This window comes from Acinetobacter sp. CIP 102136 (assembly GCF_000369685.1).
In the GTDB taxonomy this organism is placed as follows: Bacteria; Pseudomonadota; Gammaproteobacteria; order Pseudomonadales; family Moraxellaceae; genus Acinetobacter; species Acinetobacter fasciculus.
Map to the genome: position 1 here is coordinate 1,335,393 of NZ_KB850142.1, position 13,683 is coordinate 1,349,075.

13 protein-coding genes and 1 tRNA gene are annotated in these 13,683 nt (G+C 42.1%); 8 read left to right on the forward strand and 6 right to left on the reverse strand.

Features of this window, described 5'->3' with window-relative positions; genetic code table 11:
- Window position 1: 1 nt before the first annotated feature.
- Window positions 2-1,459, reverse strand: a complete 1,458-nt coding sequence (locus tag F893_RS11775) for a bifunctional ADP-dependent NAD(P)H-hydrate dehydratase/NAD(P)H-hydrate epimerase (RefSeq protein WP_005103514.1) — start codon at window positions 1,457-1,459, stop codon at window positions 2-4.
- Between the two features lie 23 nt (window positions 1,460-1,482).
- On the opposite strand from F893_RS11775, the gene queG reads away from it, so the two are divergent.
- From queG to bioB, 3 genes are all read left to right on the forward strand, one after another.
- Window positions 1,483-2,577, forward strand: coding sequence for a tRNA epoxyqueuosine(34) reductase QueG (queG, locus tag F893_RS11780; protein WP_005103516.1), 1,095 nt, complete (start codon window positions 1,483-1,485; stop codon window positions 2,575-2,577).
- Between the two features lie 104 nt (window positions 2,578-2,681).
- The gene (locus F893_RS11785; protein WP_004278929.1) at window positions 2,682-2,885 is read left to right on the forward strand and encodes a hypothetical protein; all 204 of its coding nucleotides are present in this window, start codon (window positions 2,682-2,684) and stop codon (window positions 2,883-2,885) included.
- Window positions 2,886-3,018: 133 nt separating this feature from the next.
- Window positions 3,019-4,020 carry a biotin synthase BioB gene (bioB, locus tag F893_RS11790; protein WP_005106532.1) on the forward strand — a complete coding sequence of 334 codons (1,002 nt, stop codon included), beginning with the start codon at window positions 3,019-3,021 and terminating at the stop codon, window positions 4,018-4,020.
- 7 nt (window positions 4,021-4,027) lie between these two features.
- Here bioB and F893_RS11795 read toward each other — a convergent pair whose 3' ends face one another.
- Window positions 4,028-4,264: a hypothetical protein gene (locus F893_RS11795; RefSeq protein ID WP_034436202.1), complete on the reverse strand. Its 237-nt coding sequence runs from the start codon at window positions 4,262-4,264 to the stop codon at window positions 4,028-4,030.
- A 669-nt stretch (window positions 4,265-4,933) separates the two neighbouring features.
- A tRNA-Ile gene (locus tag F893_RS11805) sits at window positions 4,934-5,010 on the reverse strand.
- A gap of 798 nt (window positions 5,011-5,808) precedes the next feature.
- On the opposite strand from F893_RS11805, the gene F893_RS11815 reads away from it, so the two are divergent.
- Window positions 5,809-6,363 (forward strand): 1-acyl-sn-glycerol-3-phosphate acyltransferase, encoded by a 555-nt coding sequence (locus tag F893_RS11815; RefSeq protein WP_026056524.1) that lies wholly within the window; start codon window positions 5,809-5,811, stop codon window positions 6,361-6,363.
- 248 nt (window positions 6,364-6,611) lie between these two features.
- Window positions 6,612-7,361 (forward strand): YebC/PmpR family DNA-binding transcriptional regulator, encoded by a 750-nt coding sequence (locus F893_RS11820; protein WP_004278933.1) that lies wholly within the window; start codon window positions 6,612-6,614, stop codon window positions 7,359-7,361.
- A gap of 68 nt (window positions 7,362-7,429) precedes the next feature.
- Here F893_RS11820 and F893_RS11825 read toward each other — a convergent pair whose 3' ends face one another.
- Window positions 7,430-7,900: an Lrp/AsnC family transcriptional regulator gene (locus F893_RS11825; protein ID WP_004645518.1), complete on the reverse strand. Its 471-nt coding sequence runs from the start codon at window positions 7,898-7,900 to the stop codon at window positions 7,430-7,432.
- Window positions 7,901-8,280: 380 nt separating this feature from the next.
- Here F893_RS11825 and F893_RS11830 point away from each other — a divergent pair, with 380 nt between their 5' ends.
- Window positions 8,281-9,915 (forward strand): beta strand repeat-containing protein, encoded by a 1,635-nt coding sequence (locus tag F893_RS11830; protein ID WP_005103556.1) that lies wholly within the window; start codon window positions 8,281-8,283, stop codon window positions 9,913-9,915.
- A gap of 64 nt (window positions 9,916-9,979) precedes the next feature.
- On the opposite strand, the gene F893_RS11835 is transcribed toward F893_RS11830, so the two are convergent.
- On the reverse strand, window positions 9,980-10,744 hold the full coding sequence (locus F893_RS11835; RefSeq protein ID WP_004645522.1) for a glutathione S-transferase family protein: 765 nt from the start codon (window positions 10,742-10,744) through the stop codon (window positions 9,980-9,982).
- 294 nt (window positions 10,745-11,038) lie between these two features.
- Here F893_RS11835 and ychF point away from each other — a divergent pair, with 294 nt between their 5' ends.
- Together ychF and F893_RS11845 are read left to right on the forward strand one after the other, a co-directional pair.
- A complete protein-coding gene (ychF, locus tag F893_RS11840) occupies window positions 11,039-12,130 on the forward strand; it encodes a redox-regulated ATPase YchF (RefSeq protein ID WP_004645523.1) in 1,092 nt (363 codons plus the stop codon).
- A 210-nt stretch (window positions 12,131-12,340) separates the two neighbouring features.
- Window positions 12,341-12,958, forward strand: coding sequence for a superoxide dismutase (locus F893_RS11845; RefSeq protein ID WP_005103557.1), 618 nt, complete (start codon window positions 12,341-12,343; stop codon window positions 12,956-12,958).
- A gap of 190 nt (window positions 12,959-13,148) precedes the next feature.
- On the opposite strand, the gene F893_RS11850 is transcribed toward F893_RS11845, so the two are convergent.
- Complete coding sequence (locus tag F893_RS11850; RefSeq protein WP_005103559.1) at window positions 13,149-13,646, reverse strand: hypothetical protein; 498 nt, start codon at window positions 13,644-13,646, stop codon at window positions 13,149-13,151.
- Between the last annotated feature and the right edge of the window lie 37 nt (window positions 13,647-13,683).

Consider the following 13,683-nt stretch of genomic DNA (forward strand, 5'->3'; position numbering starts at 1 on the left):
CTTAACGATTCACCACCTGATAAATCGCATATTTCATATTTTGAGCCTGTAAACCGCGTTCACCATTCTTGGCCAATTCATCACCTGCAAGTGCATGTAAAGTTACGATTTCATGCAAATGAATTTTTTGTGCAAATTGCGCCTTTAGACTGGCAATCATGCCAGCCAGCACGTCCCCCATTCCGCCAGTGCCCATACCAGCATTCCCAGCATTGCAGATGTAAAGCCTTTCTTCCAGAATCAGGCTGCCTGAACCTTTTAGCACCCACTGTCCCTGATATTTTTGTTGCAGGGCATGAATGGCTGCAATCCGATCCATTTCAACTTCCGCAGTGCTACATGCTAGCAAAGTTGCAGCTTCTCCTGGATGTGGTGTGGCATAAGTCTGGGAATTCAAAACTTGAGGCTGCTTGGCCAGAAACCATAAGGCATCCGCATCCAAAACAACCTCCAGATCAGATTGCTGAGTCAGCTCAAACCAAGCTGTATATTGTTGCTCTGACCAAGAATCACGACCTAATCCCATGCCAAAACAGACTGCATCGACCTGCTGAATCAGTGCTTGGCGTTGCTCCTGAGTTAAAAGATTGATATCACGCAGCATGATATTTGGTGCACGTGACAAAATCGCAGTATGGTGTTTTGCATCACAGACGATCGTCACTTTACCTGCTCCGGCAGCAAATGCTGCCTCTGCTGCCATGATCACTGCCCCCCCCATATCGGCATGACCACCTACAACCAAGACATGACCATAACTGCCTTTATGACCAAAGGCTTCACGCTTCGGCAATTGAATCTGATGTGATGAAAGACAAGCAATTGGTTGAAGCTCAGTATCTGTCGGGATAGCAGAAATCAGTTCGATCTTGCCCGCATATTCTTTGCCTTGTCCGGTAAACAGTCCTGCCTTAAGCCCTAAACCCGTGAAAGTGTAGTCAGCTTTAATCGCAACAGGCAAAGGCTGGCCGGTATTGGCATCCAATCCACTCGGAATATCAATTGAGATTTTTAATCCAGTTTGCTGATTGATCGTTTGAATAACATTTTGCCAGTCAAAGTCCAGCTGACGGTTTAGACCAATTCCGAATAAGGCATCGATATAGACCTCACATTCAGATTGAAAATCAAAATGCGAATAAGGCTGCAAGCCAGCTTGCTGAGCTTCCTGCACAGCCGATGCTAAATCTTTGGAATTACCCAAATCAACTGCATAAATATCAACACTGAAGCCCGCCTGTTTGAGATATTTGGCCACAAGATAGCCATCGCAGGCATTATTACCCTGACCACAGCAGACAGCGATTTTTTTTATTTTTTGCTGGGAAAATAAAGTGATCAGCCGCTGACTAATCCCCCAGGCGACTTGTTGCATTAAACCGTAGGAACTATTTTGCTGTTGAAACCAGCGCTGCTCCCATGCTTGTAGATCACGGCTATGGTAAACTTGTTGCTGCATTTCTTATTCCCTGTCTTTGGTTTATGGCAACTCCCGATTCTCAAGCGCAAATTAAAGTTTATCAACAAGATCCAGCCGAGCTAAAAGCATGGATTAAAGCGCAGGCTTTAGAATTGGGTTTTTCTGATTGTGTCATTGCCAAACCAGATGCTCAAGCAGAATTAGCACGCTTACAGGAATATCTGGATCGTGGTTATCATGGTGACATGAAGTTTCTGGAAGAGAATCTGGAAAAACGTGCCAATCCCGCCTTACTGGTTCCCGGCACACGTAGCATTATCTGTGTGCGTATGGATTATCTGGTCGACGCACCAGAACCACGTTATATCCCTTATGCACCCAACTCTGCCATTATCGCGCGTTATGCTCGTGGCCGGGATTATCATAAAACCATGCGCGGTCGCCTGAAAACCTTGGCGACAAAAATCCGGGGAAAAATCGGAGATTTTGAATCACGTCCTTTTGCGGATTCTGCACCCATTTTTGAAAAATCGCTGGCTGAAAGTGCCGGCATGGGCTGGACAGGTAAACACACCCTGCTGATTCATAAAACATCAGGCTCATTCTTTGTACTGGGTGAACTGTTTACTTCACTGGAACTGCCCTTTGATGAACCCGCGACCAAACATTGTGGCTCCTGTACTGCGTGTATCGACATCTGTCCGACTCAAGCCATTGTCGAGCCTTATATGTTAGATGCTCGCCGCTGTATCGCCTATCTGACCATCGAATATAAAGGCATTATTCCAGAAGATTTGCGACGCGGAATTGGTAACCGGGTTTTTGGTTGTGACGATTGCCAGCTGATATGTCCATGGAACAGTTTTGCCCAAGTGACCTCGATAGAGGATTTTCATCCGCGGCATGGACTGGATCAAGTAAGTTTACTGGATTTATGGCAATGGGATGAAGCCACGTTTTTAAGTGCGACTGAAGGCAGTCCGATGCGTCGTACGGGTTATCAAAGCTTTATGCGCAATATCGCCATTGGTTTGGGCAATGCACCCTTTGATGGGCAGATTATTCCGGCCCTTCAGCAACAGCGTAATCAACATGATGAAATTGTGCAGGTACATATCGATTGGGCTATTCAAGAACAACTGGCAAAATCCAGTTAATTTTCCATCTTTACCTAGCGTCACAGTTTCACTTAAAAGCCTTACACACCCATGTTTCAGACTATGGCATAAATAAAAATAGTCAGAAATGAAGTGGAGGAAAGATGATGTCATCAAAAAATCCAAATCAAGAACTGCTGGAGCAGCTTCAGCATGACCAGCAGAAGCAACAACAGCAGCAGCCGCAACATGGCCCGATTAATTCCCCAAAAAACAATCAGCATGAACAGGATCAGCGCGTGTTTAACAAGCAGCACCGTAGTGATCTGCATGGCCAGGATATTCATGGAAATCACAGTAATAAATAATCTGGCAACTGAAAAACAAAGCTCACCTCGTGTGGGCTTTGTCATTTATATAAGGTCATATTTTGCTAGTGAAGCAAAAGCTTATTTTTATTAAGATGAACCGAATGATAAATAAGCACAGATAGGGAAAGAGATGAACAGTAGTGATGCGGTACGTAATGATTGGTCACGTGAAGAAATACAAGCTCTATATCAACAGCCTTTAATGGATTTAGTGTTCCAGGCGCAACAGGTTCATCGTGAACATTTCACTGCGAATACCGTTCAGGTGAGCACCCTGCTTTCGATTAAAACCGGTAAATGTCCTGAAGACTGTAAATACTGTTCACAATCAGCGCATTATGATTCCAAACTGGAAGCTGAAAAACGCATTGCAGTCGATAAAGTGATTCAGGAAGCCAAACAGGCGCTGGCATCAGGCAGTTCACGCTTTTGTATGGGGGCTGCATGGCGCAACCCGCATGAACGCGATATGCCTTATGTGCTGGAAATGGTACGTGAAGTTAAAGCACTCGGTCTGGAAACCTGCATGACACTGGGGATGCTAAATGGATCACAGGCTGAACGCTTGAAAGATGCAGGACTGGATTATTACAACCATAATCTGGACACTTCTCGTGAATACTATTCACATATCATCAGCACGCGTAGCTTTGATGATCGTCTGGATACTCTGGATCATGTGCGTCAAGCTGGTATGAAAGTCTGTAGTGGCGGTATTGTGGGTCTGGGCGAAAGTCGTGATGACCGGATTGGTTTGTTATATGAGCTTGCAACTCTGGCAATCCATCCTGAATCTGTGCCAATTAATATGTTGGTGCCGATTGAAGGCACACCGATGGCAGATGTAGAAAAACTGGATGTGATTGAATGGATTCGTACCATTGCCGTAGCACGCTTGTTGATGCCTAAAAGCTATATTCGCCTTTCTGCAGGGCGTGAATCCTTAAGCGATTCGGATCAGGCTTTGGCATTTATGGCTGGTGCCAATTCTATTTTCTCTGGTGAAAAACTGCTGACGACCCCTAATACATCCCAAAGTCGAGATCAGCAACTTTTTGCAAAATTAGGTTTAGTTGCAGAACAGCCAAAACCGAGTGTTCGCAGTCTGGCTACAGATGCCATGGCAAGCTAACAACTGTTTAACTTGATGAACTCGCAGAAAAGTTATGTGCAGTAATTAAAATGCCATAACGGGCATTCAGATAATCTCCGACTCGGATTTGATCTACTCCATTGGCATGATGCACCATCAGCGCTTGCGTGACTGCATCATAGCTAAAGGAGTCATAACTATCTTGATGCAGGCTGAGCCAGTGCAGCGTATCTGCCAGGTTGCTGTCGACGATATAGGTATCTGCATGAAAATCTTTACTCATATGCCTGTTCATCGTGATGAAATTTCCCTTTAATTTTAACGGAAATTAGCCCATAACAAGCATAAAAAAGTGAGCCATTGCTCACTTTTCTTGCAAAAACTTTAGTCCTTATTCGTACCGCACTTACGACACTCCCTGTGTTCCCCGATTTCTTGCATTTGCTCATATTCATAAATATGCAAACAAAACAATTTTCTTAAAAGCTGAAGCATCATTGAAACTCCTGTTTAATCATTTTTTTAATACGCTTCTTAAGATATTCCGTCCTGAAACATCATGATTTTTGACTAAAAAATCATCTCATATTAATTAGCATAATTTTTTCAGTTGTAAAATGCATTTCATCTACTTTTCACTTTTTTTGCAGATATTCTTTGAACTACATCACAATTATTTCATAAATATGAACTTTTTTTTGATTAAAGAGGATGTTTATGGAATTTAGATAACAAAAGTAATATCTGAGGGAGATGCTTTTTTATTAAGCTGGTAACGAAGAATCTTTATTGAAAGGCAAACTAGAAAAGTTCATTATCAGTGGAGGCAACCCATTTTAAGCCCTTCGAGATAAGAACGACGATCAATTAAGTGAATTGCTTACTTCAGATTTCATAATATCCAAAAACAAAAAACCCTTTACGATTAATGCACGTAAGGGGTTGTTTTATATGGTGGGCCCAGACAGACTTGAACTGTCGACCAACGGATTATGAGTCCGCTGCTCTAACCAACTGAGCTATAGGCCCTATATGCTGAAAACTTTATTTATCAATAAGTTCAGGCGTCATGAATACTAGCTAAGATTTTTTGGAAAGACAAGTGCTTTTATAACTGCTTGAACATTTAGGCAGCAATCATGGGCGACTTGTCTTAGTCAAAATTCAGTTACTTAAGACTTCAGTATAGGAGGCATATAGAAAAATGAGATACATGCTGCATCATTTAAGATAAATGAGCCTGTATCTTGAATTTAATCCGGTCTACTAAGCGTAAAACTGATAGATTTAAGGTCTTAGTATATCTATAAGGTATCAAAATTCTTTATTACTCAGGCAGCAATGTTAAAGGAATAGCCTAGAACTAAAGAAGATAGAATGACTAGAATTCAGACTTCATTTCTTCGTCTTTATGTAAATCCTGCTTAATTTCGATCAAAGACCATACAATTATAAGCGCAAAAATCAATAGGGAGACTACGAAGGCTGTCATGTACGTCATACTTTTCAATCTCAGAGTAGAAAGAATAAGAAAATAGAAAAGACCTGTATCAGTCTTCTTCTTCGACAAAAGTCTAATAACTAAAGTGTGCTCTGGATAGTCATTTTTTCATCATTTTAAGACTTTTTTTGTATCTAATGATATTTTTAAGATCTTAATATTGTTTTATTTATATATATTAACTCTTAATCTTGCAGCTTAAAAAGATGAATAAATCATAGATTTTTACATTATTCGCTGATTTTATTGGAAAGCCTATTGACTGTATGGGCGAACAAGATGAAATTATGCAGTTCTCTACATACAGCTTTTACTTCTCCGTACTTATGCTAAATAAATTCCTTGGCGAATCTGCATTTAAACTTGCAGGTTGGCAATATCATGTCGAACCCGATGTGCTTGAAGATAAACAGGTCATTATTGGGTTTGAACATACCTCAATGATGGATGCGGTACTGTCAATTGCCCTGTTCCAGATTTATGACCTCAAGGTTCATACCTTGATTAAAAAAGAATTATTTAAAGGACCGTTTAAACCGCTATTGAACGCTGTGGGTGGTATTCCGGTTGACCGCAAGGCCAGTAAAGATATCGTGACCCAGATGGTGGAACATTTTCAGAACAATGAAAAGTTCAATCTGGTGATTGCTCCCGAAGCAACACGGGCTAAACAAGGTGAAGCACGCAAACCAATCCGTACCGGTTTCTGGCATATTGCCAAGGCTGCCAATGTACCAATCGTGTTGTTATACGCCAATTCCAGAACCAAGCAAGGTGGCATTCTTGGCAAGATCTATCCGACAGACCTTGCGCATGACCTGGCTTTGATCAAGCAACTATATAAAGACAAGGTTGGCCTGGATATCGTTATTCCAGAATAAGCTTTTTAAAAATAAAAGCACGGACATAATCAGCGATTCTGCTGTTTATGTCCAAGTCATCTGTCTATATCAATGTATAAATAGAATTATAAATCTCCCTATCCTCTTTCTATTTTTCCTCGATATTGCACTTTTTTTGTTTTTATCCTGAAATCTCAAATCCAGGCACTTTTTTTTAAAAAAACGCTTATGGTAGAATTTCGGCATTCTGATAGGCATACAGCCAATCTACAAGGAGCATAGTTCGCATGGCGGGTCATTCCAAGTGGGCCAATATTAAGCATCGCAAAGCAAAACAAGATGCGAGTCGTGGTAAAGTTTTTACCAAATACATTCGTGAATTAACCACTGCTGCAAAGCTTGGTGGTCCAGATACTGCAAGCAACCCTCGTCTACGTGCTGTGGTTGAAAAAGCATTATCAGTGAATATGACACGTGATGTGATCAACCGTGCCATTCAACGTGGTGCTGGTGGCGAAGATAACGACGACCTGAAAGAAGTGACCTACGAAGGTTATGGTGTAGGTGGTGTTGCGGTTATTGTTGAAACCATGACTGACAACTTGAACCGTACTGTGCCTGACGTACGTCATTGCTTCTCTAAAACTGATGGTAACTTAGGCACCAATGGTTCGGTGGCATTCCTGTTCACGAAACGTGGTGAGATCACTTTTGAAGATGTGTCTTTGGAAGATCAAATCATGGAAGTGGCATTAGAAGCAGGTGCTGAAGACATCGAAGTCACTGAAGATGATATCCTGGTCATTACCACACCTGAAGCTTTCGGTGATGTTCAAGATGCTTTAACTGCTGCAGGTTTAAAATCTGACAATGCTGAAGTAGTGATGAGCCCTTCTACCAAAGCAGAGATCACAGACATCGACCAGGCGAAAAAAATCATGAAAATGATTGATATGCTTGAAGATCTGGATGATGTACAAAACGTATATACCAACGTTGAATTCTCAGATGCTGTTTTAGCAGAACTTGATGCTTAACTGTCACTGATTCAAAAAACGCACCTTAGGGTGCGTTTTTTTGTGGCTGTCGACCACCCTAGCTTTGATTAAACTTTATTGAGTAATCCGCTACAGTTAAAGACATTATATTCTTTAATGACAAAGCTGGAATGCAGTGCCACCACATGCTCAATTTTTCCAATCCGCTTAAGCAGGATTTCACTATAATTTTCCATATCCCTTGCCACCACTTCGACAATAAAGTCCGCAGACTGACCGGTGACCAAAAAGGCATTAATCACTTCGGGAATACTTTCCAGTTCTTCCAGGAATTTAGCAAAAGTATCGCTATCATGTTTGCTTAAGGATACCTGTAACAGCACATGCAGGCTGAAACCTAATTTCTGGTAATTGATTTCACGTTTTAAGCCACTGATAATATTATGATCGATTAAGTGTTTGATCCTGCGATGCACCGAACTGACAGATAAATTCACCCGCTCGGACAGTTCATTCAGATTGACATCTTCATGGGTCAATATTTCTAGAATATGTTTATCGAAACGATCCAGTTCCATTTTTATACTCTTATATCAATAATCAATAGATGCAGAAAATTTTGCGCCATCTCTGTTATACAATATTTATTTATTTTTCACAAAATTTTCATATTCTGAAATTTTTTTCCAAATGGGATCTTATTTTATAAATACGGTTTTCATACTGAATCAAATGACCGTTAATCGCATTAATTAAAAATATGACCAATGGTATTTTACGTTAAATCTTTATTTTTAAATTATTTAAATTGGGTAAACACGGCAACAGATAGGCTATTCCCCTCAGCCCCCACACGACTTAACCGCCCATCTTTTACAAGTGTATAGAAATAGATTAAAACAAAGGCGCTTTAAAAACAAAAATAGCGCATTTCAAAAATATTACACAAGGAACGGTCATGGCTTCTAAACTTTTAAGCTTGATAAAAACAAAAGTGAGTCCTGTTTTAACCGTCGAAACCCAAACGAAGAGCTTATTGGGCGGCTTATTCGGTGGAACGACATCAGGCACCCTCACCAATCTTATTGGCAATCTCACCGGATCCAATACTCAACCTTCAGTCAGCTCATTATTAAATAATCTCCTTTCTGGAAGCAGCCTGAGTACGACAAATCTCAGCAATTTATTAACTCAGTTTTCTGGTTCGAATGCCTCAAGTTTAAATATTCAAAGCCTGATCAGTAGCTTAACTCAATCCAATGGCGGTAGCTTTAATATTACCCAGGTCACCAACTTATTAAAGAGCTTAATGGGGAGCAATAGCAGCAGCCTGGATCTTGAGGCTATTTCTAAACTGGTGGGCGGCTTATTGGGCGGCAGTACGGGCAATATTGATATTGGTAAAATTTCTCAACTGGTCGGTGGCCTGATCGGCGGTTCAAGTAATATTGATATTGGTGCCATTGCGGGTCTGGTCAGCAACCTCATCGGTGGTAATGGTGATATCGATATCGCGAAAATTGCTCAACTGGTTATTGGCTTAATCGGTGGTTCAAGCAATATTGATATCGGTGCGATTGCTAGTCTAGTCGGCAACCTGATCGGCGGTAATGGCGAGATTGATATCGCACAAATCGCTCAACTGGTTGGCGGCCTGATTGGTGGGTCTGGCGGCCTAGGTGGCGTGGACATTGGTGCGATTGCAGGTCTGGTCGGCAACCTGATTGGTGGCAATGGCGAGATTGATATCGCACAAATTGCTGAATTGGTCGGTGGTCTGATCGGCGGTTCTGGCGGTTTAGGTGATATAGATATTGGAGCAATTGCAGGTCTGGTGGGTGGCTTAATCGGTGGCAATGGCGAGATTGATATTGCGCAAATCGCTCAACTGGTTAGTGGCCTGATCGGCGGTTCTGGCGGATTGGGCGGTGTAGATATTGGTGCCATCGCAGGTCTGGTCGGCAACCTGATTGGCGGTAATGGTGAAATTGATATCGCACAAATTGCTGAATTGGTCGGTAGTCTGATCGGTGGTTCTGACGGTTTAGGTGATATAGATATTGGAGCAATTGCAGGTCTGGTGGGTGGCTTAATCGGTGGCAATGCAGGCGGTGATTTTGATCTTGGTGCTATTACCGATTTAATTAGCGGCTTTGTAGGCGGAAATGCAACAGGTGGTTTTGATGTCGGTGGCTTCACTGACTTACTGAGCGGTCTGATTGCGAATGGTTCAAATGGCATAGATTTAGGTGGATTATTAGGCAATCTCAATCTCGGTAGCGATCTGGATCTGGGTGGTATGATCGAAGGTATTTCCTCTGCTTCAAACGGCTTTGACTTAGGCAGTATTGCCGAAGGTGTTGGTCAGTTGGTTGGTAGTGGCTCTTCGATTGAATTGCCTGACCTCGGTGATCTTGTCCAAGGTGTGGGTACGACTGATTCCAATATTGATCTGTCTGCTATCCTGCCGGGCATTAAAGATACAATTCAGAATATCGGCAGTGGCGGTTCTTCATCCGGATTTGATTTTGGTTCACTCCTCAATAATTTTACTAAAAATATTGATATCGACCAGACTAATCCTTGGGGTTAATCATAATCTCATTAAAAAACGCGCTTCATGCGCGTTTTTTTAATTCTTGGATTAGCATTTAAACTTATACACCACGCCAGTCTACCCGTGCATTGCGTTCGGTTCGGTAAATACGGCAAATATATTCACCCAGTGGTAGCTCATTCAAATACTGCTGATAGTCGCGATATTCTTCGGACAAGGTTTCAAAATTTTCTTTTTCCCACGGCGTACCTGGAATCGCCAGAAGCGGTGCCAACATGGAACAAACTGCAATATCCGCCAGACCTAAACGATTTCCGACAAAATAATGCCCACCTTGGCTGACCAGCATCTGATTAAGCTGCTGTACAGCAACATCGATGTGTTGTTTAGATTCCGCCACGGTTTCCTCATTCAATGCATACCCCTTGGCCACCATCGCTTTCAATAAAGGTTTAGAAAATTTTTCAAACTGGCGCAGATAGCCCTGCTCACCAATTAAAATATCCAGAGATTCATGATCAGAAGTCAGTGCTTGAGAGAGCATCCAGCGACGGACATGACGACCCAATTCCAAAGTAATTTCATTAATTTCTAAAGCTTTATTTCGAAAATATCCTTCCGCGTGCAGTAAACGATGTTCTGGATAAGTATCATCCAGATACAGAGCAATCTGGGTGGAATCTGCGATCCATCGATCCTGATCACGCAAAATAGGCAGACGATTCTGTCCTGTTTTCAGGCGGGCAAAAGCGCGGTGTACCCCGGGTATCAGATTATGAGCAACATAATACAACTCTTTATGGTCCAGCATCCAACGTGCTTTTTCGCAAAAGTGAGATAAAGGAAACTGGTATAAAGTTCGCATGTATGCTCCATGTTTATCGTTATTGGATCAGGGCGTGTAGGCCGCTGTTTTATTCAGATACTTTAGTCACTCACTTTTAGAAAAACAATGTGATTTTTATTCAAAAGTAAAATACTGGCTGATTATTCCTCTATGGTTGGTGGACTCACTACACATCCCGGAAAGCTCAGCGAGTCATTTTAGGTCGCCAGAAGCATTTGATTGCAATAAACCACAAGCACATGACCTGACTTTAGTCATGCTTTCATGTAAAATCGGGGGCAATTTTTATATAACGCTTTTGTGAGTTATTTCATGGGTTTTAATTGCGGTATTGTCGGCTTGCCGAACGTTGGTAAATCTACACTTTTCAATGCCTTAACCAAAGCTGCTATTGCTGCAGAAAACTTCCCTTTCTGTACGATCGAACCAAACACCGGAATTGTACCTGTTCCTGATCCACGTTTAGACAAATTGACTGCAATTGTTAAACCGCAACGTGTTATTCCGACTTCTATGGAGTTTGTAGACATCGCAGGTCTGGTAGCAGGTGCTTCTAAGGGTGAAGGCTTGGGTAACCAGTTCCTGGCCAACATTCGTGAAACTGATGCAATTGCTCACGTTGTGCGTTGTTTTGAAGATGAAAACGTGATTCATGTGAATGGTCGTATTGATCCACTGGATGACATCGCTACGATTAATACCGAACTTGCGCTCGCAGACTTAGATGCTGTAGCCAAAGCAATTACGCGTTTGACTAAATCTGCTAAAGGTGGTGACAAAGAAGCGCTAGCCACTAAAGCTGTATTGGAAAAAATCCAGCCTTTACTGGATGAAGGTAAACCGGCTCGCGCAGCAGACCTAGATGATGACGAACGTAAACTGGTTCGTGGTTTTGGCTTAATGACCCTTAAACCAACCATGTATATTGCCAACGTTGCTGAAGACGGTTTTGAGAACAACCCACATTTAGATGCAGTGAGAAAATTGGCTGCTGAAGAAAATGCGATTGTAGTTCCACTGTGCAACCAGATTGAAGCTGAAATTTCATTGCTTGAAGATGAAGACCGTGCTGAATTCCTTGAAGCAATGGGCATGGAAGAACCTGGCTTAAACGTGGTGATTCGCGCGGGTTATTCACTGCTTGGCCTACAAACTTACTTCACCGCGGGTGTACAAGAAGTTCGTGCCTGGACCGTAAAAGTTGGCGCAACTGCACCACAGGCAGCAGGCGTGATTCATACCGACTTTGAAAAAGGCTTTATCCGTGCAGAATGTATCGCTTATGATGATTTCGTGCAGTACAACGGCGAAGCCGGTGCGAAAGAAGCAGGCAAATGGCGTCTAGAAGGTAAAACTTACATCGTTCAGGATGGCGATGTTTTACACTTCCGTTTTAACGTTTAAGTCATTGCTGTTAAAAAAAGCCCCTTCTTGGGGTTTTTTTATTGCTTATAAAAAGAGGATTCATACGTATAACAGGCTTTCTGGAAGCGCATAAGATCAACACATATTAACAATAATGATAACTATTCTCATATGTGAATATTAAATTAGAGTGTATCTTAAATCTAATGAAAAATAACCTAACTCCATTCTCCCCAAGGAATCCTGCCAATGAGCTACACCTTGCCTGTACTGCCTTATGCTTATGATGCGCTAGAGCCTCATATCGATAGCAAGACTATGGAAATTCATCATAGCAAGCATCATCAAACCTATATCAATAATATTAATGCAGGAATAGCAGGCACTGAATGGGAAGATTTATCAGTCGAAGCCTTAATTAGCAAATTCAATGAAGTGCCCGAGCAACTCAGACAGAACGTGATGAACAATGCTGGTGGACATGCCAATCATTCCCTGTTCTGGACAGTGATGAGTCCAGACGGCGGTGGTCATCCCGAAGCTGAAATTGCCAAGGCAATCGAACATGAATTAGGAGGATTCGAGGCATTTAAAGAAGCGTTTACCCAAGCAGGGCTTAGCCGTTTTGGTAGTGGGTGGGCCTGGTTAAGTATGGCGCCAGATCAAACGCTTATTGTAGAAAGTAGCGCCAATCAGGATTCTCCGCTGATGCATGGCAATATTCCCCTTTTAGGTCTGGATGTTTGGGAACATGCCTATTATTTACAATATCAAAACCGTCGTCCGGAATATATCTCGGCTTTTTTCAATGTCGTGAACTGGGAAGAAGTGAATCGTCGTTATCTGGAAGCGTTGAACGCGCTTTAAATCTTTGAGGAGATCGGTCATGTCTATACGTACACTGATTCAACGCATGATTGGCAGCACACTCCTGATCTGCGGTGTAATGGTGCTTTTATTAGAACATGTATGGATGCCCTATTTTTAAAGTTTATTTTGCTAAAAAAGCCAGTCTGAATGACTGGCTTTTTATAGGTACATTTAAATGGGCAAAGGTTTATTGCATATTGGCAATTGCAGTACCTTTTTGCTTAGGATCGGTATTTCCGAGTGCAGGATGGGCAATGGCATTCTGACATTGCATTTTATCGCGCTCATAATCTGCCTGTTTTTGTTGTAGGCTGTTGCCATTTTCCATGGTCGTCCGCGCCCAGATTTCCAGACTGGTCAAAGCTTTACGACACAGAGCATATTTGCCTTCGGTCACCGAATCGGTCATTTTGACATTAATACGCCAGTCTGTACTCAATTTACGTGCTGGTTGACGTACCTGTGTTTCCAGCTGATCCACTTCTTTATTATAGACCAGTGGATCCACTTCATTGATCAGTTGCCATGCGGCATTGGCATAAGTCGTCGCATCATTAGTCAATTTAGGTGCCGGTTTAATTTCTGGCTTATCAGTCGATTGACTGTCATTCCCACACGCTTGTAACAATATTGCCGTGCTTATTAAAGCAGCAATCAGCATCGCACGTGTCTTGAACATCCACATATCAGGCTCGCCAATTTAAACATTTCGGCACTATGCT